Source organism: Bradyrhizobium diazoefficiens USDA 110, from assembly GCF_000011365.1.
Classification (GTDB): domain Bacteria; phylum Pseudomonadota; class Alphaproteobacteria; order Rhizobiales; family Xanthobacteraceae; genus Bradyrhizobium; species Bradyrhizobium diazoefficiens.
This window is the reverse complement of the sequence record NC_004463.1, coordinates 571,802-593,176: the sequence shown is the minus strand read 5'-3', so window position 1 is coordinate 593,176 and position 21,375 is coordinate 571,802. Positions and strand designations below refer to the sequence as shown.

At 64.5% G+C, this 21,375-nt stretch carries 24 protein-coding genes and 1 tRNA gene; 13 read left to right on the top strand and 12 right to left on the bottom strand.

All coding sequences use genetic code 11. From position 1 onward, the window contains the following. Positions 1 to 26: 26 nt before the first annotated feature. Together BJA_RS02800 and BJA_RS02795 are read left to right on the top strand one after the other, a co-directional pair. Positions 27 to 830, top strand: a complete 804-nt coding sequence (locus BJA_RS02800; RefSeq protein ID WP_011083382.1) for a glutamine amidotransferase — start codon at positions 27 to 29, stop codon at positions 828 to 830. Positions 831 to 929: 99 nt separating this feature from the next. Then, on the top strand, positions 930 to 1,742 hold the full coding sequence (locus BJA_RS02795; RefSeq protein WP_011083381.1) for an enoyl-CoA hydratase: 813 nt from the start codon (positions 930 to 932) through the stop codon (positions 1,740 to 1,742). Between the two features lie 108 nt (positions 1,743 to 1,850). Here BJA_RS02795 and BJA_RS02790 read toward each other — a convergent pair. Beyond that, a tRNA-Ala gene (locus tag BJA_RS02790) sits at positions 1,851 to 1,926 on the bottom strand. Positions 1,927 to 2,132: 206 nt separating this feature from the next. Between BJA_RS02790 and BJA_RS02785 the strand changes: the two genes are divergently transcribed. Genes BJA_RS02785 through BJA_RS02775 form a run of 3 tightly spaced genes read left to right on the top strand, consistent with a single transcriptional unit; the run spans position 2,133 to position 3,678 of the window. Further along, on the top strand, positions 2,133 to 2,423 hold the full coding sequence (locus BJA_RS02785; RefSeq protein WP_007598721.1) for a YggT family protein: 291 nt from the start codon (positions 2,133 to 2,135) through the stop codon (positions 2,421 to 2,423). Positions 2,424 to 2,438: 15 nt separating this feature from the next. After that, entirely contained in the window at positions 2,439 to 2,792 is a 354-nt protein-coding gene (locus BJA_RS02780; protein WP_028174939.1) for a DUF167 domain-containing protein, read from the top strand. A gap of 1 nt (position 2,793) precedes the next feature. Continuing rightward, positions 2,794 to 3,678, top strand: coding sequence for a bifunctional methylenetetrahydrofolate dehydrogenase/methenyltetrahydrofolate cyclohydrolase (locus tag BJA_RS02775; protein ID WP_011083379.1), 885 nt, complete (start codon positions 2,794 to 2,796; stop codon positions 3,676 to 3,678). A 133-nt stretch (positions 3,679 to 3,811) separates the two neighbouring features. On the opposite strand, the gene ppa is transcribed toward BJA_RS02775, so the two are convergent. Further along, positions 3,812 to 4,348: an inorganic diphosphatase gene (gene ppa, locus BJA_RS02770; RefSeq protein WP_011083378.1), complete on the bottom strand. Its 537-nt coding sequence runs from the start codon at positions 4,346 to 4,348 to the stop codon at positions 3,812 to 3,814. Between the two features lie 178 nt (positions 4,349 to 4,526). Next, positions 4,527 to 5,036 (bottom strand): GNAT family N-acetyltransferase, encoded by a 510-nt coding sequence (locus tag BJA_RS02765; RefSeq protein ID WP_008136728.1) that lies wholly within the window; start codon positions 5,034 to 5,036, stop codon positions 4,527 to 4,529. A gap of 266 nt (positions 5,037 to 5,302) precedes the next feature. Between BJA_RS02765 and BJA_RS02760 the strand changes: the two genes are divergently transcribed. From BJA_RS02760 to BJA_RS02740, 5 genes are read left to right on the top strand one after another with little or no spacing between them, the layout of a single operon-like run. Beyond that, positions 5,303 to 6,181, top strand: a complete 879-nt coding sequence (locus BJA_RS02760) for a dienelactone hydrolase family protein (RefSeq protein WP_011083377.1) — start codon at positions 5,303 to 5,305, stop codon at positions 6,179 to 6,181. After that, positions 6,178 to 6,645 (top strand): DUF2269 family protein, encoded by a 468-nt coding sequence (locus tag BJA_RS02755; protein WP_011083376.1) that lies wholly within the window; start codon positions 6,178 to 6,180, stop codon positions 6,643 to 6,645. Before BJA_RS02760 ends, BJA_RS02755 begins: the two co-directional genes overlap by 4 nt. A gap of 7 nt (positions 6,646 to 6,652) precedes the next feature. After that, a complete protein-coding gene (locus tag BJA_RS02750) occupies positions 6,653 to 7,966 on the top strand; it encodes an SDR family oxidoreductase (RefSeq protein WP_028174936.1) in 1,314 nt (437 codons plus the stop codon). Then, on the top strand, positions 7,966 to 8,373 hold the full coding sequence (locus BJA_RS02745) for a thiol-disulfide oxidoreductase DCC family protein (protein ID WP_011083374.1): 408 nt from the start codon (positions 7,966 to 7,968) through the stop codon (positions 8,371 to 8,373). Before BJA_RS02750 ends, BJA_RS02745 begins: the two co-directional genes overlap by 1 nt. Before the next feature lie 55 nt (positions 8,374 to 8,428). Beyond that, a complete protein-coding gene (locus BJA_RS02740) occupies positions 8,429 to 9,328 on the top strand; it encodes an HNH endonuclease (protein WP_011083373.1) in 900 nt (299 codons plus the stop codon). On the opposite strand, the gene BJA_RS02735 is transcribed toward BJA_RS02740, so the two are convergent. The 7 genes from BJA_RS02735 to BJA_RS02705 form a co-directional block, all read right to left on the bottom strand. Next, complete coding sequence (locus BJA_RS02735) at positions 9,325 to 10,572, bottom strand: flavin monoamine oxidase family protein (protein ID WP_011083372.1); 1,248 nt, start codon at positions 10,570 to 10,572, stop codon at positions 9,325 to 9,327. The two genes, BJA_RS02740 and BJA_RS02735, sit on opposite strands and share 4 nt — an antisense overlap. Positions 10,573 to 10,808: 236 nt before the next feature. Continuing rightward, a complete protein-coding gene (gene typA / locus BJA_RS02730) occupies positions 10,809 to 12,635 on the bottom strand; it encodes a translational GTPase TypA (protein ID WP_011083371.1) in 1,827 nt (608 codons plus the stop codon). Positions 12,636 to 12,872: 237 nt separating this feature from the next. Further along, positions 12,873 to 13,154, bottom strand: a complete 282-nt coding sequence (locus tag BJA_RS02725) for a hypothetical protein (protein WP_011083370.1) — start codon at positions 13,152 to 13,154, stop codon at positions 12,873 to 12,875. A gap of 18 nt (positions 13,155 to 13,172) precedes the next feature. Continuing rightward, positions 13,173 to 13,418, bottom strand: a complete 246-nt coding sequence (locus BJA_RS02720) for a hypothetical protein (RefSeq protein WP_038965099.1) — start codon at positions 13,416 to 13,418, stop codon at positions 13,173 to 13,175. Then, positions 13,415 to 14,860, bottom strand: a complete 1,446-nt coding sequence (locus BJA_RS02715) for a radical SAM protein (protein ID WP_011083369.1) — start codon at positions 14,858 to 14,860, stop codon at positions 13,415 to 13,417. The genes BJA_RS02720 and BJA_RS02715 overlap by 4 nt, the downstream gene beginning before the upstream one ends. Next, positions 14,841 to 15,557 (bottom strand): prolipoprotein diacylglyceryl transferase, encoded by a 717-nt coding sequence (locus BJA_RS02710; RefSeq protein WP_038965098.1) that lies wholly within the window; start codon positions 15,555 to 15,557, stop codon positions 14,841 to 14,843. Before BJA_RS02710 ends, BJA_RS02715 begins: the two co-directional genes overlap by 20 nt. Before the next feature lie 369 nt (positions 15,558 to 15,926). Continuing rightward, positions 15,927 to 16,694: a Crp/Fnr family transcriptional regulator gene (locus tag BJA_RS02705; protein ID WP_051000234.1), complete on the bottom strand. Its 768-nt coding sequence runs from the start codon at positions 16,692 to 16,694 to the stop codon at positions 15,927 to 15,929. A gap of 185 nt (positions 16,695 to 16,879) precedes the next feature. On the opposite strand from BJA_RS02705, the gene BJA_RS02700 reads away from it, so the two are divergent. Then, the gene (locus BJA_RS02700) at positions 16,880 to 17,263 is read left to right on the top strand and encodes a response regulator (RefSeq protein WP_028174928.1); all 384 of its coding nucleotides are present in this window, start codon (positions 16,880 to 16,882) and stop codon (positions 17,261 to 17,263) included. 23 nt (positions 17,264 to 17,286) lie between these two features. On the opposite strand, the gene BJA_RS02695 is transcribed toward BJA_RS02700, so the two are convergent. Both BJA_RS02695 and BJA_RS02690 read right to left on the bottom strand, forming a co-directional pair. After that, positions 17,287 to 18,828 (bottom strand): alkaline phosphatase D family protein, encoded by a 1,542-nt coding sequence (locus BJA_RS02695; protein WP_063921597.1) that lies wholly within the window; start codon positions 18,826 to 18,828, stop codon positions 17,287 to 17,289. 166 nt (positions 18,829 to 18,994) lie between these two features. Continuing rightward, complete coding sequence (locus BJA_RS02690) at positions 18,995 to 20,440, bottom strand: TAXI family TRAP transporter solute-binding subunit (protein WP_011083364.1); 1,446 nt, start codon at positions 20,438 to 20,440, stop codon at positions 18,995 to 18,997. 151 nt (positions 20,441 to 20,591) lie between these two features. Between BJA_RS02690 and BJA_RS02685 the strand changes: the two genes are divergently transcribed. Together BJA_RS02685 and BJA_RS02680 are read left to right on the top strand one after the other, a co-directional pair. Beyond that, positions 20,592 to 20,894: a 4a-hydroxytetrahydrobiopterin dehydratase gene (locus BJA_RS02685; protein WP_011083363.1), complete on the top strand. Its 303-nt coding sequence runs from the start codon at positions 20,592 to 20,594 to the stop codon at positions 20,892 to 20,894. A gap of 95 nt (positions 20,895 to 20,989) precedes the next feature. Beyond that, positions 20,990 to 21,367: a YkvA family protein gene (locus BJA_RS02680; RefSeq protein WP_038965096.1), complete on the top strand. Its 378-nt coding sequence runs from the start codon at positions 20,990 to 20,992 to the stop codon at positions 21,365 to 21,367. The last annotated feature ends 8 nt before the right edge of the window (positions 21,368 to 21,375 follow it).

Here is a 21,375-nt window from a genome sequence, read left to right as displayed (position 1 = left end):
CTGAACCGATAGCATTTGGAAAGGCAATGTCGTTCCGGACGGACAGGTTTGGTGGCGCGGAATTGGTGCCCTTCCCGAAGAGAAGGGCCCTTGGCGCATCTGCTGCTCGTCCCGAAGCCCGGTTGCCGGTTCTGATTGTCCTGCACCAGGAATCCTCGACGCCCGGCCGGGTCGGCAATGCGCTGCGCGCGCTCGGCCATCGTCTCGACATCCGCCGTCCCCGCTTTGGCGATCCGCTTCCGGAGACGCTCGATCAGCATGCCGGCGCCGTGGTCTTCGGCGGCCCCATGAGCGCCAACGATCCCGACGACTACATCCGCCGCGAGATCGACTGGATCGAAATTCCGCTTCGCGAACAGCGGCCGTTCCTCGGCATCTGTCTCGGTGCGCAGATGCTGGCGATGCAGCTCGGCGCCCGCGTCGCGCCGCATGCGGAGGCACTGACTCAGATCGGCTACTACCCGATCCGCCCGACGGCCGCGGGCCACGCGCTCTGTCCGGCCTGGCCGGCGCAGGTCTATCACTGGCACCGCGAGGGTTTCGAGCTGCCGGCCGGCACTGAGCTGCTTGCGGAAGGCGACGATTTTCCGGTGCAGGCGTTCCGCGCGGGCCATGCCTTCGGAGTGCAGTTTCATCCTGACGTGACCTACGCCATGATGCATCGCTGGACCACGCGCGGCTATGACGGGTTCAGCGCGCCCGGTGCGCGCGAGCGGCATCATCATTTCGCGGACCGTGCCGTGTACGATGCCGCGGAACGCGCCTGGCTCGATCACTTCATCAATGGCTGGCTGGCGCGCCGGCCGCTGCTGGCGCAAGCCGCCGAGTGATCGCGCCTTCGCGCAAGCCCTTGCCTCATCCCTGGATATGCTAGGCTCGCTGACAACGAGCGCGCGCGAACGCGTGCCGGCAGACAAAGGGAGAGCGTCATGGCCTATGAACACATTCTCTATGAGGTGCGCGACAAGGTCGCGACCATCACGCTCAATCGCCCGGACCGCATGAACGCGTGGACGCCGACAATGGAGCGCGACGTGCGCCATGCGATGGAAGCATCAAGCGCCGACGACAATGTCCGCGTCATCGTGCTCACCGGCGCGGGCCGCGCCTTCTGCGCCGGCGCCGACATGGATGCGCTGAAAGGGCTCGACCCCGATGACGTCAGGCGCGCATCGAGCCTGCCGCCCTTCGACATGAATCGCCGGCCCGACTGGCAGACGCGCTACGGCTTCTATCCGTCGATCGGCAAGCCCGTCATCGCTATGCTCAACGGCGCGACCGCGGGCATCGGCCTCGTCCACGCGCTCTATTGCGACCTGCGCTTTGCCGCCGACAACACCGTGTTCACCACCGCCTTCGCGCGGCGCGGGCTCATCGCCGAGCACGGCATCAGCTGGATGCTGCCGCGCATCGTCGGCCATGCCAATGCGATGGATCTGTTGCTCTCGGCGCGCCGTGTTTCGAGCGACGAGGCGCTGCGGATCGGGCTGGTCAACCGTCTGTGCTCGCCGGAGAAGCTCCGCGAGGAAACCTACGCCTATGCGCGCGACCTCGCCGACTTCGTCTCGCCGAGCGCGATGGCCGTGATCAAGCGCCAGCTCTACGAGGTGCCGTTCCAGACGCTGGCCGAGGCAACGATCGAGGCCAACCGGGAGATGATGGTGGCGCTCGGCGGCAGCGATTTCCGGGAGGGCGTGGCAAGCTTCATGGAAAAGCGGCCGCCGAGGTTTACGGGGAGGTAGGGGGGAGAGGTCTTCGGATGGAGCCCGCCGTCGCCCCGTGGGCTATGGCGTGGCAGCCTTCGCTACGAGCGGGCTTGCCGAGCCGAAGCAGGCGCAGCCTGCGAAGGCTGGTGGAGCCAGGCGGGATCGAACCGCCGACCTCGTCATTGCGAACGACGCGCTCTCCCAGCTGAGCTATGGCCCCGTTTGTTGGCCGCCCTGGTAAACGCGGCCGACAACCGGGCGCCATTTAAGTCCCTGCCAAGGTCAAGTCAAGGACGGGCGTAACCCGGTTTTAGCCATTCCTGCGTCCGAACTTCCCTTGTTTGGGCCGGGGGGAACCGATATCTAGCAAAAGGCGTCAATCCCGACCGCAGCCAGAGTTTTCAAAAGCCAGAGTCTTCAAAAGCCATGCGTGCCGTTCTCGACATCGTCATCATCGTGCTCGACCTCTACGTCTGGCTGCTGATCGCCTCCGCGATCCTGTCCTGGCTGATCGCTTTCAACGTGGTGAACACCCGCAACCAGTTCGTTTCGGCGGTTGCGGAGTTCCTCTACCGGATCACCGAGCCGGTGCTGGCGCCGATTCGCAATTTCCTGCCCAGCCTCGGCGGGCTCGACATCTCGCCGATCATCCTGATCCTGCTCATCATGTTCATCGAGCGGGTGATCCTGTATTACATCTACCCGAACGTCATCTAAGCAGGCAGGAGCGCCTTGGTCGCGAAAGAGGCCTTCAAGGAACCCTGGCGTTACTCGGCTGCAGGAATCAGCATCGCGCTGCGGGTGACGCCGCGCGGCGGCCGCGACGACATCGACGGGATCGAGCAGCTGGCCGATGGCCGCAGCGTGCTCAAGGTGCGGGTGCGCGCGATCGCCGATGGCGGCGAGGCCAACAAGGCCGTTTTGGTCCTGCTGGCGAAATCGCTTGGTGTCCCCAAGGCCAGCGTAAGACTCCTGTCCGGAGCGACCTCGCGGCTGAAGCAGATCGCGGTCGACGGCGATCCGGCTCGGCTCGGCGAGACCTTGCGCCAACTCGCATCCGCCAAATCGAAAGACCGAGGGAACTGACATGACGGCCAAGATCATCGATGGAAAAGTCATTGCCGCGGACCTCCGGGCGCGCGTGGCCGACGAGGTTGCCCGCGTCAAGCGCGAGCACAATCTGGTGCCGGGCCTTGCGGTGGTCCTGGTCGGCAACGACCCGGCGAGCGAGGTCTATGTCCGCTCCAAGGGCACCCAGACGCAGGCGGCCGGCATGGCCTCCTTCGAGCACAAGCTGCCGGCTGACGTCTCGCAAGCGGACTTGCTGGCCGTCGTCGCAAAGCTCAACCGCGATCCCGCCGTGCACGGTATTCTTGTCCAGCTGCCGCTGCCGAAGGGCCTCAACACCGAGGCCGTCATCAACGCCATCGATCCCGCCAAGGATGTCGACGGCCTGCATCCGAACAATGCCGGTCGTCTCGCTGGCGGTTTCGAAGCGCTGTCGCCCTGCACGCCGCTCGGCTCCATCATTTTGACCAAGAGCGTCCATCCCTCGCTCGAGGGCTTGAACGCCATCGTCATCGGCCGCTCCAACCTGGTCGGCCGGCCGCTGGTGCAATTGCTGCTGAACGAGAACGCCACGGTGACCATCGCGCATTCGCGCTCGCGCGATTTGCCGGGCCTCGTGAAGCGCGCCGATCTCGTCTACGCCGCCGTCGGCAAGCCGGAGATGGTGCGCGGCGACTGGCTGAAGCCCGGCGCGACCGTGATCGACATCGGCATCAGCCGGATTCCAAAGGAGGACGGCAAGACGCGCCTTGTCGGCGACGTCGCCTATCAGGAAGCGCTCGGCGTTGCCGGTGCCATCACGCCGGTGCCCGGCGGCGTCGGCCAGATGACGGTGGCGTGCCTGCTCGTGAACACGCTGCGCGCGGCCTGCGCAATCGCCGGGCTGCCGAAGCCGGCGGTGTAGGTAAACTCTCGTGCCCCGGACGCAGCGCAGCGCTTCTTCAGCGGGGCGCTGCTGAGCCGGGGCCCAGTGGCGGCATGGGTCCCGGCTCAGCGTCGCGTCATTTCATGCCGCGCCGCGTCCGGGACACAGAAGCTCAGCCCTTCTTCTTCTTCTCGCGCTCGATGCCCTCGAGGATCAGCTTGTGCGCGTCCTCCGGGCCGCCCCAGCGCAGGATCTTCACCCACTTGCCCTTCTCGAGATCCTTGTAGTGCTCGAAGAAGTGCTGGATCTGCTGCAGCGTGATGTCGGGCAGGTCGGAGTACGACTTCACCTTGTCGTAGCGCTGCGTCAGCTTCGACGACGGCACCGCCAGGATCTTCTCGTCGCCGCCGGCTTCGTCTTCCATGAACAGCACGCCGACCGGGCGTACGCTCATGACGGCGCCGGGGATGATGGCGCGGGTGTTGATGATCAGCACGTCGCAGGGGTCACCGTCGTCCGACAACGTGTGCGGGATGAAGCCGTAGTTACCGGGGTAACGCATCGGCGTGTACAGGAAGCGGTCGACCACCAGCGTGCCGGCCTCCTTGTCCATCTCGTATTTGATCGGTTCGCCGCCCACGGGGACTTCGATGATGACATTGACGTCCTGTGGGACGTTTTTCCCGATCGAGATAGCATCGATACGCATTCAAGGCTCCGTTGTTGCCGAGGTTAAATCGCGCCCGGCAGCGATTTTGGCGCTGTCATACGCGGGCTTGGCCCCCCAATCCATCGTGTTTTTTTGAAATAATGAATCCGGCGAACACCGGCTCAAGCGGCAACGGTATCGACGGATGGGAAACGCTGCCGGCTAGACTTTCAGCAGCTCAATTGGTCCAAGCGAAGGCAACCTTGTCGAGCGACTTCGGCCCGAATCGTTCCGAAGAACGCGCCACCATGCGGCCGCCCAGGGCCCGGTAGAACTCGGTCGCCGGATCGTTGTCCGAGAGCGCCCACACGACCATGCTCTTCAGCCCGCTCTGCATCAGGTCGCGGCGAGCGGCGGCGAACAGGCGACGGCCAAAGCCGAGGCCCTGGAATTCGGGGCGCAGATAGAGCTCGTAGATCTCGCCGTCGAAGTGCAGGCTGCGGGCACGGTTACGGCCGTAATTGGCATAGCCTGCGATCTTGTCGCCGAACACCAGCACGCTGACGCGGCTGCCCTTGCGGATCGCGCTGTCCCACCACTGCGGACCGCGGCGGTTGATCAGCTTCTCCAGCTCGGCGCCGGGAATGATGCCCTGATAGGCCGAGCGCCAGGCTTCGTCATGGGTTGACGCCACCGCAGTTGCATCTGCAGCTTTGGCCGGCCGGACCTCGATCAGGGTTGTGCTCATGGAGACGATCAAACCAAGTCGCCGCGTCGGCGGCAAGACCTATCGTTAATTATCGGTTAACCTGTGGACTTTCTGCATCAGTATTTCAACTGTGTTGTACCGAAAGAGGACAAGGCGCTGCCCTGAACGGCAACGAACTGCCATGCGTCGGTGCAAAACTCGGTTGCAGCAACCAATGAATGGCGATGGCAACGCAGAAAGTCCGCCCAGGATGATTCGTTCCCGTTAGTCTGGCCTTCGTTGTCCGTGTTCGACTCCGGCAATTCATGCGGCTCTTCAACATCTTCGCGCTCCTGCCTCTGCTGGCCTTGCTGACCGCGCCGCCTCTGTGCGCCCAGGTCACGTTCGCTGCATCGGGCGAGGAAGGCGAGCCGTTTCGCCGGCAGGAGTGGCGTGTGCCGTCGCCGGATACGGACATTGCCGCGCATGCGCTGCTGTTTCGCCCGTTCGGTGCCGGTCCATTTCGACTCGCGGTCATCGCGCATGCTTCGACGCAGAATGGCCTGCGTCGTGCACAAATGCCGCAGCCGGAATACCGCGCGCTCACAGCGTTCCTCGTCGCGCGCGGCTTTGCCGTGCTGGTGCCGGAACGGCTCGGCCACGGTGCAACCGGCGGCCGCTATGTCGAAGACCAGGGCGGCTGTGACGAAGCGGATTACGCGCGCGCGGGTCGTGCGACCGCCGAAGAAATTTCGCTGGCACTGGACCATTTGCGAAAGCAGGATTTCATCCGCAAGGATGCCGCGATCGTGATCGGCCATTCCGCCGGCGGCTGGGGCGCGCTGGCGCTCGCCAATGCCGAGCCCAAGACGATCTCGGCGATCACAGTAATTGCGCCGGGGCGCGGCGGCCATGCCAATGACGAACCGAACCGGATCTGCGCGCCCCATGCGCTTCTCGCGGCCGCCGCTGAATTCGGCAAGGCGGCGCGCATTCCCGTCACATGGCTCGTTGCGAGCAATGACAGCTATTTTCCGCCGGTATTTTCGAAGTCGCTGGCAGATGCATTTCGCGGCGGTGGCGGCAAGGTCGATTTCCGCGCACTGCCCGGGGTGGGCAGCGAGGGGCACTGGATGATCGAGACCGAAGCCGGCGTCAAAGCCGCCGGCAGCGAGCTCGAGCGTGCGCTGAAGAAGAAACCATGACGTTATATTTCCTGGTCAAATACCTGCACGTGCTCGGCGCCATCGTCATCCTCGGCACCGGAACCGGCATCGCCTTCTTCATGCTGATGGCGCATCGCACGCACGATGCAGACTTCATTGCGCGCACCGCCTCGGTGGTGGTGATTGCCGACGCGATCTTCACGCTGTCGGCCGTGATCTTGCAGCCGGTCAGCGGTGGCCTGCTGATGATGCTCTCGGCCACGTCGTTCACGGAGCGCTGGCTGCTCGCGTCGCTCGCGCTCTATGCCATCGCGGGCCTGTTCTGGATCCCTGTCGTCTTCATGCAGATCGAGATGCGCGATCTCGCGCGCAAGGCTTCCGAGCAGCGCGCCGCGCTGCCGGAGCGTTACTTCGTCCTGTTCCGCCGCTGGTTCGCGTTCGGCTTCCCCGGCTTCGGCGCGACGATGCTCATCCTCTGGCTGATGGTCGCCAAGCCGTTTTGAGGGAATGATGAACCAGCGAACCATCCTGGTGCTCGGCGCCTCCGGCCTGATCGGCCGCTTCGTCACCGACGATCTGCGCGCGCGGGGCTTTCGCGCCGTCGGCGTGGCGCGCAGCCTGTCGCCGGCGCAGAAGATGGGCGCGCTCGATATCGAGCTTCCAATCCTATCGCTCGATGCGGCCGCGCTGACGCGCCTGCTGCGCGAGCAGGCCGTGGATGTCGTCGTGAATTGCCTCGGCGTGCTCCAGGATGGGCCCGGCAGCGACACAAGCGCCGTGCACCGGGATTTCGTCGCGCGTCTGCTTCAGGCGATCGGCGACAGCGCGATCCGGCTGGTGCACATCTCGATTCCGGGAATGGCCGAAGCCGACCGCACCGCCTTCGCGACGACCAAACGCGAGGCCGAGCGATTGATCGCGGCCTCCGGCATCGCCCATGCCATCCTGCGGCCCGGCTTCGTGGTCGCGCCGTCAGCCTATGGCGGCAGCGCCATGCTGCGCGCGCTCGCCGCCTTCCCGCTCGACTTGCCGGGTGCGGAGATGGCGACGCCGTTCCAGCCCGTCGCGGTCGAGGACATCTCGGCGACCATCGCCTGGCTCGCCGCGCGTGATATCGACGATGCATCCGTGATATCAGTGTGCTGGGACCTGATGCTATCGGAGCCGGTCACCATGGCCGGAATCATCAAGCAGTTTCGGTTCGCATTCGGCACGGCCGGTTGGCCGCGCATCGCGATGCCGACCTTGATGCTCGATCTCGGCGCGAAAATCGGCGATCTCGCCAATTATCTCGGCTGGATGCCGCCGATGCGCTCCACCGCCATAGCCGAGCTGCGCCGCGGCGTGAGCGGTGATCCCTCGGCCTGGATCGCCGCCACGGGCATCGTGCCGAAAACGCTGGCTGAAGTGATCGGACGTCATCCCGCCACCATCCAGGACAAATGGTTCGCGCGGCTGTTCCTGGTCAAGGCGCTGATCTTCGCGAGCCTGGCCGCGTTCTGGGTCGTCTCCGGCTTCATCGCGCTGTTCGTGTCCTACCGCGCCGCCGCCGGCATTTTGAGCGCGCACAATTTTGCGCCTGCGCTGGTCGATCCCATCACCATCGGCACCAGCCTGATGGACATGAGCATCGGCGTGCTGATCGCGTTCCGACGTACGGCTGCGGTCGGCTTGGTCGCGGGCATTGTCGCCTCGCTCGGCTATATGCTCGGCGCGGCGATCCTGACGCCCGATCTCTGGATCGAGCCGCTCGGCGCGCTGGTCAAGACGGGGCCTGCGATCGTGCTGATGCTGGTTGCGCTGCTGATGCTGGACAATCGCTGATGCCAAAATGGCCCGACGACGATGTGATCCTGTTCGACGGCGTCTGCATCTTCTGCTCGCGCTGGGTGCGCTTCGTCGCCAAGCGCGACACGGCGAAGCGCTTTCGTTTCACGCCGATCCAGTCGGACTACGGGGCGCGGCTCGCACGCACATTCGGGATCGACGCTGGGGATCCCGACACCAACGCCGTCGTTCACGGCGGCGAGGTGTTCATGAAGTCGGATGCCGCGCTGACTGTGTTGTCGTTGCTCCCCGGCTGGAGCTGGGTGAGCGTATTGTTTGCTGTGCCGAGGCCGCTGCGAGACCCGATCTACAGCCTCATCGCGCGCAACCGCTATCGCATCTTCGGAAAGTACAATACCTGCTTCGTGCCAGATGCCGATTTGCGGGCGCGGGTGATTGAGTGATAACTCTAACGTCAGGCTATAAGAGGCTAAGCCTCGGGAGCGATAAGTCCAAGGAATGTCAAAGGCAGTCCTCACAACAAAAGTAACTCCGGGGTACAAAGACCTGCCTGAGGTCCGCTACCATTTCCCTCGTACCTATCTCAATCAGGTTCGGCAGGCGGTCGGTGATTATATTCTTTACTACGAGCCCAGGCGAACGACAGTCGAACTGTCGAGTTTCGGTGGACGACAGTCGTACTTCGGGGTCGCTCGCGTGGTGGATCTCGTCGAAGACAAGGACCAAGCAGATCACTACTACGCTCTCGTAGATGACTATTTGGACTTTGATCGACCGGTCCCTTTCGTCGAAGGCGGTCACTACTACGAAAGCGCTCTAAGAAAATCAGATGGAAGTACCAACAAGGGCGCCTTTGGCCGTGCTGTTCGGCTGATTCCTGATGCTGAGTTTGATCAGATTTGGAAGGCTGGGTTCGCGCCGATCCTTGGCGAAGAGACATCCCGCCACCAGCCGCGTCAGTTCGAAATATCGGAGCCGACTGTCCCCTTTGAGCGTCCGATCATCGAGATGACAATTTCGCGGCCATTTCGCGAGAGGTCATTCATGTACAACGTTCGTGCGGCGTACGAGAACCGATGCGCGATGACGGGACTTCGACTTATCAATGGAGGTGGTCGCCCTGAGGTCCAGGCCGCGCACATTCAACCCGTCGCAGAGAAAGGACCGGACTCGGTTCGCAATGGGTTAGCGTTGTCCGGCACGGTACACTGGATGTTTGATCGAGGTCTCATCTCGATAGGAGATGATTACAAAATCCTAACTGCAGAAAATCACGTTCCGGACGACGCCCTGCGGCTTCTCAATCACAGTCGAACGATCAATCTTCCAAACGATACGGCATTCTACCCAAATGCTCTCTTTCTGAAGTTTCACAGAGACAAGATATTTAAAGGTTAGTGCTTGCGCAGAGCCGCCAGCACTTCCTTCGCCGCCCGTTCCCCGCTGTCCCGCGCCCCATGCGCCGTGGTGAAGAAGGTCGGCGACGTCGCCTCTCCGGCGAAGAACAACCGGCCATCCACCGGTGCGGCCAGCACCGCACGGTCGCCGGCATGTCCGGGCAGCGCGTGCGAATACGACCCTCGCGCGAAAGGATCATGCGCCCAGCGCGATTCGCACAGCGGCTTCAGCTTGTGGCGGATGTCGTTGCCGAGGAAGCTGGCGATCTCGTCGATGCTCTGCGCGGCGATGGCGCCGTCGCCGGCGTCTTCCAGTTCTCTTGCGAAGCTGCCGCCAAAAAAGCCTTCGATGCAGGGCTGGCCGAACGGGCGGATGTGGTAGGTGCCCATCGCGGTGCGCATGGTGGCGCCGCGCAGGTTGCCTTCCCTAGGGAACGCCTCGGCATCGCTAAGCGCCAGCGTCACCTTGTCGTCGACGCCGAGCGGCAGGCCGGCGGCGGCATCGACCTTGGCCGGGAGCTGTGGCGAGAAGCGGATCGCCTCATCGGCGATCAGATTGGTCGGCACGGTGACGATCACCTTGCCGGCGGTCAGCGTGCCCTGCGACGTCTCGATACGAATGCGCGGGCCGGAATGATCGATCAGCGTGACCATACAGTTCAGCGCCACCGGGCAGGGCGCGCCATAGGCCACAACCAGGGCGCCATAGCCGCGGCGAATGCGCCAGTTGAGGTTGGTGTCCTCATAGGCGTCCCAGTCCAGCGTCGACATGTCCTTGAGTTCGCAGCCGTTGATATAGGTCGAGATCGCGTCGATCATGGGATTCCAGCGATTGCCGGGCTCGAGGCTCAGGCTCGCGGGCTCGTCCTTGCCCTTTTGCGCGGCCTGCCAGAGGCGCTCGTAGAACGCGTCCATCGCCTGCATGAACTCGTCGCGCTGGCTTTGCGGAAACGCGTTGCCGAAGGCGCGCTCGCGCCAGGGCGGCAGGTCCTTGTTGACCTCGAAATCGAGCTGCCTTGCGATTGCGACGAAGGAGTTTTGGTCCGCCGAATGCAGCCAGCCGCAGCCGACGTCGAACGTCACCTCGGGCGAGGCCTGCACGGTCCACGCCCGGCCGCCGAGCCGGTCGCGGGCCTCCAGCACGATGGCGGAGAGGCCGGAACCCGCCAGCGCGTGCGCCGCGCCGAGCCCGGCAGCACCGGCGCCGATGATCGCGACATCAACGGAGGAGGGAAGGGAGCTCATGGGCGGGCTCTAGCACGTTCGCTGGATGTGCTGAAGCCGCCACAAGTCAGCTGTCATCACCCGCCCTGTGCGCGCTTGCGCACTGGAGCGGGTGATCCAGTATTCCAGAGGCGGGAGTGACGCTCCGTAGGGTGGGCAAAGGCGCTCTTGCGCCGTGCCCACCATTGCCGACCGGGACTTCAAGTGGTGGGCACGCTACGCTTTGCCCACCCTACGGCACAACGGCGTGCGGTAGCTTACGCCACCGCTTCCTTGGACTTCTCCGCGCGCTTGCGCTCGTTCGGGTCGAGGTGCTTCTTGCGCAGGCGGATCGACTTCGGGGTGACCTCGACGAGCTCGTCGTCCTCGATATAGGCGAGCGCCTTTTCCAGGGTCATGCGGATCGGCGGGGTCAGGCGCACGGCTTCGTCCTTCGACGTCGTGCGGATGTTGGTGAGCTGCTTGCCCTTGAGCACGTTGATCTCGAGATCGTTGTCGCGGGTGTGCTCGCCGACGATCATGCCCTTGTAGACCTTCCAGCCCGGCTCGATCATCATCGGGCCGCGGTCTTCCAGCTTGAACATGGCGTAGGCCACGGCCTCGCCCTGGTCGTTGGAGATCAGCACGCCGTTGCGGCGGCCCTGGATCTCGCCCTTGTACGGGGCGTAGCCGTGGAACAGGCGGTTCATGATCGCGGTGCCGCGGGTGTCGGTGAGCAGCTCGCCCTGGTAGCCGATCAGGCCGCGGGTCGGCGCGTAGAACACAAGGCGCAGGCGGTTGCCGCCGGACGGCTTCATCTCGATCAGCTCGGCCTTGCGCTCGCTCATCTTCTGCACGACGACGCCGGAGTGCTCCTCGTCGACGTCGATCACGACTTCCTCGATCGGCTCCATGGTGGCGCCGGTGGCCTCATCCTTCTGGAACACGACGCGCGGACGCGACACCGAGAGCTCAAAGCCCTCGCGGCGCATGGTCTCGATCAGGATCGCGAGCTGCAATTCGCCGCGGCCGGACACCTCCATCGCGTCCTTGTCCGAGGCTTCGACGACGCGCAGCGCGACGTTGCCTTCAGCCTCGCGCAGCAGACGGTCGCGGATCATGCGGCTCGTCACCTTGTCGCCTTCGGTGCCGGCGAGCGGGGAATTGTTGACGATGAACGACATCGACACGGTCGGCGGATCGATCGGCTGCGCCGGCAGCGGCACCTCCACGCTCGGATCGCAGAAGGTGTCGGCGACGGTGCCCTTGGTGAGACCGGCAATGGCGACGATGTCGCCGGCTTCGGCCTCATCCAGCGGCGTGCGCTCGAGGCCGCGGAACGCCAGGATCTTGGTAATGCGGCCGGTTTCCACCAGCTTGCCCTCGGCGTTCAGCACCTTGACCTGCTGGTTGGGTTTCAACGTGCCCGAGGAGATGCGGCCGGTGATGATGCGGCCGAGATAGGGATTGGCTTCGAGGATCGTGCCGATCATGCGGAACGGGCCCTCTTCAACCGTGGGCGGCGCGACATGGCGCAGGATCAGGTCGAACAGCGGCTCCATGCCCTTGTCCTTCGGACCCTCGGGAGTCTCTGCCATCCAGCCCTGCTTGGCCGACCCGTAGAGGATCGGGAAGTCGAGCTGCTCCTCGCTGGCGTCGAGCGCCGCGAACAGGTCGAACACCTCGTTGATGACTTCGGTCGGGCGCGCGTCGGGGCGGTCGACCTTGTTGATGACGACGATCGGCTTGAGGCCGACCTTCAGCGCCTTGGAGACCACGAACTTGGTCTGCGGCAACGGGCCTTCAGCGGCGTCCACCAGCACCAGCGCGCCGTCCACCATGTTGAGGATGCGCTCGACCTCGCCGCCGAAATCGGCGTGGCCGGGGGTGTCGACGATGTTGACCCGGGTGTCCTTCCACTGCACCGAGGCCGCCTTGGCCAGAATGGTAATGCCGCGCTCACGCTCCAGATCGTTGGAGTCCATGGCGCGATCGGTCACCTTCTGGTTCTCGCGGAACGTGCCGGACTGCTGGAGGAGTTTGTCGACGAGGGTCGTCTTGCCGTGGTCGACGTGAGCGATGATGGCGACGTTGCGGAGGTTCATGAGTGAGCTTCTTTGCGTTCGAACAATGGGTTAAGCGCGATCTCGCCGGCCAGACCGGGACCTCTTCTCGAAACAACGCTGGAAGACTGGAAACGGGCGCTTTCCGCCCAAAAAGGGAAGCCCGGTCTATCGACCGGGCACCCTGCGCGTTGCGGCGCAATATATGCAAAAACCGCCAAAAAACAATGTGTTCTTTGCCGGTTGGTTGACTGAATTTTGTCCGGGAATTCCCGGAGCTTAGGGCTGGGTTCCGGGATGGGCGGGGGCCTTTCGCCCCTTGATCGCCGCCCAGATCAGGACGACGCCTCCGATGCCGACGACCAGCCCCAGGAAGACCAGCGGGGCGATGTCGGAATCGATCTTGCCCCCCTCGGATATGGAGATTCCGCCGAACAGGAGTGCGCAGAGACCCGGAAGCAGCAGGATGACCCCGGAGATCGCCATGAGCGCGGTCAGGCAGCCGCCGCGCTGCGGCGGGGCGGCCGGAGGAGGCGGGGGCGGGGGGGCGATGTTGCTCATGAGGAGGCGACACTCTTGTCAGGGCTTAGGCGGGCTCGCCGCGCGGATGAACAGGAAGATCGCAATTCCGACCGGGACCAATCCAATCAGGACAAAGGGGGCACCTTGGCCGCCGAATGCCAGGAAGCACAGGCCGGGGAAAAGCAGCACCACGCCGGCGATCACCATGAAAGCGGTCAGGCGCCCGTCGCGCCGTGGCGGCGCCATCGGAGGCGCGTCCCCTTGCGGCGTCGGAGTCGGAGGAGGCGTGCCGGTGTCGCTCATCGCGGCACCTCCTCGCTCTGGCGTGCCTCGCGATAGGTCTCGCCGGCCAGCGCAGCGCGGATGCCGTCGATCTTTCCGTTGCGATAGAACAGATTGTAGGTGTCGAACGGAATGATCGCGCCCTGCTCCGTGACGAAATGGATGCAGGACCGCTTGACGTTGCCGACGCAGAAATTGAAGCGGTCGAGAAACTGCACGATCGTGACGCGGAACACGTTCTCGTAAGAAAGTCCTTCCGGCACCTCGAAGCTCGGCAGGCAGCACAAGAGCTCGCAAACGCGCTCGGAGGTGTTGAGCGGGCCCGACGACAGTGAGAACAAATCGACGAATTTCTCCCGCAGCATCGGATATTTCTCCGGGCTGATGGTGTTGGGCATCACCGCAACCAGCTGCTCCTGCGGGATCAGCGAGGTCAGCGGCAGCACCTTCTCGCCGGTGCGCAGACCGTAGCCGATCGAGATGCTCTCGGGGTTACAGGGCAGCGGGATCATGTCCTTGTCGCCGAACACGCCGGTCTCGACCACGCGGTTGCGAATCTCCGAAAGCATGATGCGGTCGGTTTTCTCATCGAAATTCTCGTTGCGGCCGGCATCCTGAACAGGCTGCAGCGTGACGCCGCGCACGCATTTCCAGGTCAGCGCGTGACGCACGATGTCGCCGATCTCGGCATCATTGACACGGCGCTTGATGGTCGCCACCAGCGTGGTCGACACGCCGTAATGATCGAGATTCTCCAGCGCCTGCTGGCGGATTTTTCGCAAATCCGCCCCGCGCAGGTTGATCAACGCGTCGCGCTGCAGCGAATCGAACTGGAGATAGACCTCCAGCCCGCGCTTGTTCTCGGCGAGCCGCGCCACGAAATCCCTTTCGCGGGCGATGCGCAGGCCGTTGGTGTTGATCATGACATGGCGGATCGGGCGGGCGCGCACGGCGTCCAGGATCTTGAAGAAGTCCGGATGCAGCGTCGGCTCGCCGCCGGAAATCTGCACGAGGTCGGGCTCGCCCTCGCTGGCAACCAGCGCGTCGAGCATCTTCTCCACGGTCGCGAGCGGGGTGAATTTGGTTCGCGCCGGCGCGGATTCGGCGAAGCAGACCGGGCAGGTGAGATTGCAGTGCTCGGTGATCTCGATCAGCGCGAGGCAGGAATGCTGCTCGTGATCCGGGCAGAGGCCGCAATCATAGGGGCAGCCGAATTCGGTGCGGTGCTGGAATTGCAGCGGGCGGTCGCCAGGCTTGATGAAATCCTTGCACAAACGCCAATAGGCCGCGTCGGTGGACACGAGCGTCGACTGAACGCCATGCTCCTTGCACCGCTTTTCGTACCAGACCTCGTTGTCGAGGATCTGGATCTTGGTCGGCACCAGCTTCAGGCAGGTCTCGCAGAGGGACTGGGTCTGGCCCCAGAAGATGTAGGGACGCGACTTACGCAACGGCGCATTCATGCACAGGTCTCGCTTTGGGCGCCGTCGCCAGCATGATTGCGGCGTAGAGGAGGATGGACAGCGACAGCAGGTGAAACAGCGTGAGGGGGCCGATCAGCGTGCCATAGGGCTTGAGGAATTCCCACAGGAAGCGCTGCGCTCCATAGTAGAGCAGAACCAGGTAGAAACCATTGGTGATCGCGAATGCGTTCCGGTTCAAGACCGCCAGCACATAGAGCAGCGCGAACACGCCCATCGCGGCGCTCTCGTAGAGCTGCGCGGGATGGCGGAGAATGCCGTCGCCGAAATCATGGCCCCAGGGCAATGCCGTCGGCGTGCCGTAGGTGAAATCGTCGAGGCCCGCGAAATAGCAGCCGAGCCGTCCGATTGCGATGCCGAGGGCCAGCGGCAGCGCAAACCGCGCGCCCGTGCGCAGGGCGATGCCTGCGGTCCATTTGTAGAGCTCGACCGCCACGATGCCGCCGGCAAGCGCGCCCTCGACCGAGCGCGCAATGCCGCTTTCGCCCGACAGCCACAGATTGGCGGACCCGAACAGATAGGCGCCAAGGCCGGCGCCGAACACCAGCGCGGCGATGTAGGGCAGCTCGAAGGATTGCGCCGGAAACCGCAAGCCTTGTCGCGACAGCCAGTAAACCGCCGCCCCCGCCGCCAGCCACGCCGCAACATCGAAGACAGTGTGAAGGAACGCCCCGCTCATGCGGAGCGGGTATAGCACGGCGGACGTGCGGTGTCGCACGTCGGCATCCTTTCATGGAGCGCAGGGCTATCGCATGTGGTGTGCACGATGCGGCGGCACCGGCGCTCGGCTCCCTCTCCCGCTTGCGGGGGAGGGCTGGGGTGGGGTGTCTCCGCGTCGGGATTGCCTGGGATTGCGGAGGACGTCCCTGCGTGGTGAGAGCCCTCACCCGCCGCGCTCGGGACGATGCTTCGCATCGCCCGGGGCGCGTCGGCCTCTCCCGCAAGCGGGAGAGGCGAAGCAAGCCCGCGGACAATCCTCGTGAAATCCACATGCGATTGCTCTGCATGGAGCGGGAGGTCAGGGGGATCGGGAGCGCGCCGGAGAGGGTCAGCCCGTGCTGCTCGCCTCCTCCGTCGGGTAGACGCCGCGCAGCACTTCCTCGAAATGGTTCTTCACCGCCTCGTTGCAGAGGCAGGCGCGCAGGCGCAGGCGGTCGCGGTCGCGGACCAGGATCGAGCCGCGCCGCGTGTCGAGGATGCCGTCGGCCCTGAACGACTGGAGCACGCGGCTCGCATAGCTGCGCCCCACCCCGAGCAGCGTCGCAAGCTGCTCATGCGTCAGCGGCACGCTGCTCTCGTCGCCGGTCCGCTCCATCGCCGCCAGGATCCATTTCGCCGTGCGCTGCTCGATCGAGTGGATGGCGTTGCAGGCCGTGGACTGGAAGATCTGCGCCAGCATGCAGTCGGCATAGCGGGCGAAGATGTTGCGCAGCGTGGGCGAGCGCAGCTTGGCCGCCTCCAATTTGCCGACGTGGATGCGCGCAAACGGCCCGCCGAATTTCACGCAGATGCGGGTGTAGGCCGGCAGAAATCCCTCGCTGACGATGCCGCCGACCGCGCCTTCGCGGCCGACCAGGATGGTCTCGACGTCGCGGCCGTCTTCGTTGGGAACGAGAAAGGTCGCAAGCGACGGCCCGCACGGAAAGTGCACGACCTGGACATCGTCGCCGGGACTGTAGAGCAGCTCGTTGGCCGCGGCATCGTCAACGATGACGTGTGGCGCGAGCAGCGCATAGTCGGCCGGACTCAAGCGTCGCAGCAGATTGTTGGCCGGCCGGCTGCCGACCTCCGTCGCCTTCCCGATACGCGCGTCCATCGTAAATCCCTGCTCTCCTTTCAGCACGAGCGAGTCTCGATCGCTGGCGTGTGCACAAGTGGACAGACGTCAAAACTGTTCTGTGGTGAGTTTCGTTCCGGGAACCCTCCGATGCGCTGGGCGCAGGCGTCGGAATGCGGCTGTCCTTGATCGGTAAGAACATGCAGCCCTCGATAGCCAGGATCATGATACCTGCTTCCCCGGACGGCTCGTCCGACGTCCCCGCCGATGTCCTGATCGTCGAGGACGATCCGATCATCGCGATCGACTTCGAGGACCGCCTGCTGGGATTCGGCGTGAGAAGCGTGCGCACCGTGGGTTCGGTGGCGCAGGCGCTGGCCGCGATCGCGGCGCGCGCGCCCGACTTCGCGCTGCTCGACGTCGAGCTCAGCCGCGAGAACAGCTTTGCCGTCGCCGAGCGGCTGGCGGCCCTGAAGATTCCCTTCGTCTTCGTCACCGGCTATGGCGCCGAGACACGGATCGCTTCGGATTTCGTCAACCGGCCGCGCTTGCAAAAGCCGTGCTCGAGCGATGCGCTCGAGGCCGCGCTACGGTCGCGCGGCTCATGACGCTCCGCTCTGGCTGAAGCGGCTCAAGCGAGCTTCGGATCCAGCGTCGTCGACCACAGCGCGACGTCGGCGCGGTCGCGCAGGGTCACCGTCATCTGGCCGGAGGCGCCGTCGATCTTGACGTGACCGAAGAACTGCATGCCGGCCGACGGCGGCAGGTTCTGGCTGTCCTTGCCCGGCGCCTTGACGAAGCGCACCTCCGGCCCAAACGTGTTGTCGAGCGCGTTCGGACCGAAGGTGCCTGCGTGCAGCGGGCCGGAGACGAATTCCCAGAACGGCTCGAAATCCTGGAATTGCGCCTTGTTCGGGTCGTAGTAATGCGCGGCGGCGTAATGCACGTCCGCGGTCAGCCACACCGTGTTGCTGATCGGCGCCGTCTTGATGAAGCGCAGGATGTCGGCGATCTCGAACTCGCGGCCACGCACCGGGCCGTCGCCCTGAGCGATCGCTTCCGATCCGCCCTTCGGCGTGTCCGAGACGACGAGGCTGAGCGGCATGTCGGAGGCGATCACCTTCCAGGTCGCGCGCGAGTTGAGCAGGCCGCGCTTGAGCCAGGCGATCTGGTCCGGGCCGAGGAAATAGCTGGCGGGGCCGTAAGCGGTTTCGAGATTGGCGCCGTTGGGGCCGCGATAGCTGCGCTCGTCGAGCACGAACACGTCGAGATGCGGGCCGTAGGAGATCTGCCGATAGACGCGGCCCGGCTCATTGATGCTCTCGCGCATCGGATACATCTCGTGGAAGGCGCGGCCCGCGCGCGCTGCGAGCAGCGCGATGTCGCGCACCTTGTAGGTCGCCGGGAGCTCCTTTGACAGCGACCAGTTGTTGGTCACCTCGTGGTCATCCCATTGCACGAAGATTGGCACTTCGGCATTGACGGCGCGGAGGTTCGCGTCGGTGAGATTGTATTTGTGCGCGGCGCGGTACTCGTCCAGCGTCTCGGCGACCTTGGCCTTCTCGGGAATGGTGACGTTCTTCCAGGTCTTGCCGTCGGCGAGCTTCACCTCGGATTCGATCGGGCCGTCGGCATAGATCGTGTCGCCCGAGTGCAGGAAGAAATCCGGACGATGCTTGCGCATCGCCGAGAAGGTGAACATGCCGCCGTCATCGGGATTGATGCCCCAGCCTTGACCTGCGACGTCGCCGCCCCAGACGAAGCTGACGTCGCGGCGGTCGGCCGGCGCGGTGCGGAAGCGGCCGACCACCGGCTCGCCCTCGATCGCGCCGTGCGAGAGATCGCGGAAGCGGACGCGATAGAAGATGTCCTGCCCGCCCGGCAGATTTTCGATCAGCATCTTCGCGGTGAAATCGCTTTCGGGCAGCGCCGCGATCGGTGGCAGCGCGCGCGCGTCCTTGAAGGACTCCGTCGTCGCCACCTCGACCAGCATCTGCGATGGACGATCGGCGCGCGCCCAGACCACGCCGCCGTCGACGGTGACGTCGCCCGACTGCACGCCATGGGTGACCGCCGGCCGGTCGGCCGCGCGCGACAGATAGGGCATTGCGATTGCGCCAAGCGCACCGGTGCTGGTGGCGAGGAAATGGCGGCGGGAGAATTTGATGTTCATGGTGGATTCGCTGGTTGTCTTAGGCGCATCTGGCGCTGTCATTCCGGGACGGTCCGAAGGACCGGACCCGGAATCTCGAGATTCCGGATTCGCGCTTCGCGCGCTCCGGAATGACGGTAAAGTCTATATTGAGACAATGTGACGCAGCGATTACGCGCGCAACCGTTTACGCGTTGCCGGCGGCCCGGAATTGCGCGCCGGCGCGCGGTGGGTTTTGCGGCATGCTGAACAGCACGGCCTTGCGGTCGGCAATCGCGGCGTGGAACTGGTCGAGCACGATGTTGAACGCGGTGAGCGCACCTTCCTCGATCGCCCCGTGGTCGTAGCAGTGCAGCGTGTCACGCAGGATCTCGTCGGCCTCGGTCTGCATCTGGTCGAGCTCGTCCATGGTCTCGCTCTTGCGCGCCGCCGCGATCATGTCGAGGAGGCGATCGCGCAGATGGCTGTTGTTGTCGCGCTCGTCCTTCTTCAGATAGCCCGCAAACCACGCGCCGATCGAACCCATGGCGGAGAGCGCCATCAGGGTCCACCAGATGTAATCGCTGTATCTGTCGAGGAAGGTCTTTTCCTCGCCGTCGACGAAGGCCGCGGCACCGGGATGCACGGGGATCACGGCATCCTTGTCGGTGTCGGGCGTTTCGATCTTGGCGGCGAGCGGGAATTCCGTCACCAGTTGCTGGCGCACGGCGAAGAGCTGACGCGTGAACGCCGCGATGGTGGTTTCGGACACGCCTTTGCGCGCCACGATGTGGTGCGCGAAGCTGATGGTCTTGACTTCGTCCTCCGGTCGGTCAGGCGAGCCGCCATAGGTGCCGGCGGGAATCTCCGCCGCTTCATAGACCGGATGATTCTGCGCGATCGCATCCGCCGAATCGATCGCGAGGAAGGTCGGCGTACCGAAATCCTTGGCTGAGGCGGCGATCGCATCCGACGTGATCTTGCTGTTGACGGGGCCGGCCGCGAGATAGGCATCGGCCTTCTGGGCCTTGATTGCCTCGGCGGCCTCATTGGCCGGGAACTGTATGATCTCGACCTTGGCGGGATCGACGCCGTATTGCTGGAGGATCACCTTGAGCAGGTTGACGTTGGCCTGCGTGCGGCCGACCACGCCGACGCGATGGCCGACGAGCTGCGCGATCTTGGTGATCTTGGCGCCCTTCTTCTTGCCCTTGCCGGGGACGGACCACAGCACCACGACGTTCTTGCGCAGGGTCGCGACCGCTTGCGCGTTCTTCGGCACGTCGACATCGCCGCGCACGATGGCAAGATCGACCTTGCCCTCCGCAAGCGCTTCGGCGCTGGCCGTGGCGCCGTCGGTCTGGATCGGACGTAGCCGCACATAGCTCTTGTTTTGCGAGAAGGCCTGCGTCAGCGCCTGCACGACCTTGATGTCGTCGCTATTGGGGGGACCGACCGCGATCTTCAGCGCCACCGGCCGCATCGCGAAATAATAGCCGCCGGCAAGCGCGCCGACGATTGCGAGCACCAGCGCCAGAGACACGAGCGCCGTCTTCCGCGCCGCTGATCGCGGCGAAGGCGGAGAGGGCGTTTCGGCCAGGTCCAATCCCCCGGTCATCGATCTCCCGAACAGGCGCTTGAGGCTCAGTTTCATCTTCGCCGGCGATTTACGCCCGCAATTGTAGCAAATTTCTTGTCCGGCGGGGTTACATCTCCGTCATGGTTAGCGGATGGGGCAAATCCCGCGTGAACCCGGGCGTAAGCACGGTGTTAGGGTAAAGTTCCCCTGAAGCACGGAGACGATCATGGCAGAACGGCTGACGACGGAGGCGCGCAAGCAGGCGCTGGGCGGAATCCCTGATTGGACCGAGGTTTCGGGCCGCGACGCCATCGGGAAAACCTTTGTCTTCAAGGATTTCAACGAAGCCTTCGGCTTCATGACCCGTGCAGCGCTGGTTGCCGAGAAGATGGATCATCACCCCGAATGGCGCAATGTCTACAAGACCGTGGAGGTGGTGCTGTCGACCCATGACGCCGGCGGCGTCACGGCGCTCGACATCGAGCTCGCCAGGGCGATGAACGCCATCGCCAAGCTTACACCGGGCTGACGTCTTGCAGCGACCGGCTGCATCCCCATCTTGTGATTGTGATCAGCAGGGGATGCGGCGATCCGCCGCTCCGGGCTGAACGGGGAGTTTGGACCATGGCTGCCGAACACAGCGTCGGCTTCGAGCCGGCCGATCGGCTCGCGGAAGATCGTGAAAGCGTTCGCCGCAGCTTCTGGCGCAAGCTGAAGGGCGTCGCCGCGCATCTGCCGTTCGCCGAAGACCTGCTCGCCGCCTACTACTGCGCGTTCGACCGGCAGACGCCGCGCCATGTCCAGGCGTCGCTGCTGGGGGCGATCGCCTATTTCATCCTGCCGTTCGATTTCGTCCCCGACGTGATGCCGATCCTCGGCTTCACCGACGATGCCGCCGTGCTCGCCACCGCCATCCGCATGGTCGCCAGCCACATCACGACGGAGCACCGCGAAGCCGCCCGCGCCGCGCTGAAGCGGGGCGTGGACGAGGCGGGAGAGTAGTTGCTGGC

What these genes read in the sequence shown, in the direction of transcription:
- BJA_RS02800 (WP_011083382.1), top strand. Translation starts at nt 27, where the DNA reads ATGTCGTTCCGGACGGACAGGTTTGGTGGCGCGGAATTGGTGCCCTTC.
- BJA_RS02795 (WP_011083381.1), top strand. Translation starts at nt 930, where the DNA reads ATGGCCTATGAACACATTCTCTATGAGGTGCGCGACAAGGTCGCGACC.
- BJA_RS02785 (WP_007598721.1), top strand. Translation starts at nt 2,133, where the DNA reads ATGCGTGCCGTTCTCGACATCGTCATCATCGTGCTCGACCTCTACGTC.
- BJA_RS02775 (WP_011083379.1), top strand. Translation starts at nt 2,794, where the DNA reads ATGACGGCCAAGATCATCGATGGAAAAGTCATTGCCGCGGACCTCCGG.
- ppa (WP_011083378.1), bottom strand. Translation starts at nt 4,348, where the DNA reads ATGCGTATCGATGCTATCTCGATCGGGAAAAACGTCCCACAGGACGTC.
- BJA_RS02765 (WP_008136728.1), bottom strand. Translation starts at nt 5,036, where the DNA reads ATGAGCACAACCCTGATCGAGGTCCGGCCGGCCAAAGCTGCAGATGCA.
- BJA_RS02760 (WP_011083377.1), top strand. Translation starts at nt 5,303, where the DNA reads ATGCGGCTCTTCAACATCTTCGCGCTCCTGCCTCTGCTGGCCTTGCTG.
- BJA_RS02755 (WP_011083376.1), top strand. Translation starts at nt 6,178, where the DNA reads ATGACGTTATATTTCCTGGTCAAATACCTGCACGTGCTCGGCGCCATC.
- BJA_RS02750 (WP_028174936.1), top strand. Translation starts at nt 6,653, where the DNA reads ATGAACCAGCGAACCATCCTGGTGCTCGGCGCCTCCGGCCTGATCGGC.
- BJA_RS02745 (WP_011083374.1), top strand. Translation starts at nt 7,966, where the DNA reads ATGCCAAAATGGCCCGACGACGATGTGATCCTGTTCGACGGCGTCTGC.
- BJA_RS02740 (WP_011083373.1), top strand. Translation starts at nt 8,429, where the DNA reads ATGTCAAAGGCAGTCCTCACAACAAAAGTAACTCCGGGGTACAAAGAC.
- BJA_RS02735 (WP_011083372.1), bottom strand. Translation starts at nt 10,572, where the DNA reads ATGAGCTCCCTTCCCTCCTCCGTTGATGTCGCGATCATCGGCGCCGGT.
- typA (WP_011083371.1), bottom strand. Translation starts at nt 12,635, where the DNA reads ATGAACCTCCGCAACGTCGCCATCATCGCTCACGTCGACCACGGCAAG.
- BJA_RS02725 (WP_011083370.1), bottom strand. Translation starts at nt 13,154, where the DNA reads ATGAGCAACATCGCCCCCCCGCCCCCGCCTCCTCCGGCCGCCCCGCCG.
- BJA_RS02720 (WP_038965099.1), bottom strand. Translation starts at nt 13,418, where the DNA reads ATGAGCGACACCGGCACGCCTCCTCCGACTCCGACGCCGCAAGGGGAC.
- BJA_RS02715 (WP_011083369.1), bottom strand. Translation starts at nt 14,860, where the DNA reads ATGAATGCGCCGTTGCGTAAGTCGCGTCCCTACATCTTCTGGGGCCAG.
- BJA_RS02710 (WP_038965098.1), bottom strand. Translation starts at nt 15,557, where the DNA reads ATGAGCGGGGCGTTCCTTCACACTGTCTTCGATGTTGCGGCGTGGCTG.
- BJA_RS02705 (WP_051000234.1), bottom strand. Translation starts at nt 16,694, where the DNA reads ATGGACGCGCGTATCGGGAAGGCGACGGAGGTCGGCAGCCGGCCGGCC.
- BJA_RS02700 (WP_028174928.1), top strand. Translation starts at nt 16,880, where the DNA reads ATGATACCTGCTTCCCCGGACGGCTCGTCCGACGTCCCCGCCGATGTC.
- BJA_RS02695 (WP_063921597.1), bottom strand. Translation starts at nt 18,828, where the DNA reads ATGAACATCAAATTCTCCCGCCGCCATTTCCTCGCCACCAGCACCGGT.
- BJA_RS02690 (WP_011083364.1), bottom strand. Translation starts at nt 20,440, where the DNA reads ATGAAACTGAGCCTCAAGCGCCTGTTCGGGAGATCGATGACCGGGGGA.
- BJA_RS02685 (WP_011083363.1), top strand. Translation starts at nt 20,592, where the DNA reads ATGGCAGAACGGCTGACGACGGAGGCGCGCAAGCAGGCGCTGGGCGGA.
- BJA_RS02680 (WP_038965096.1), top strand. Translation starts at nt 20,990, where the DNA reads ATGGCTGCCGAACACAGCGTCGGCTTCGAGCCGGCCGATCGGCTCGCG.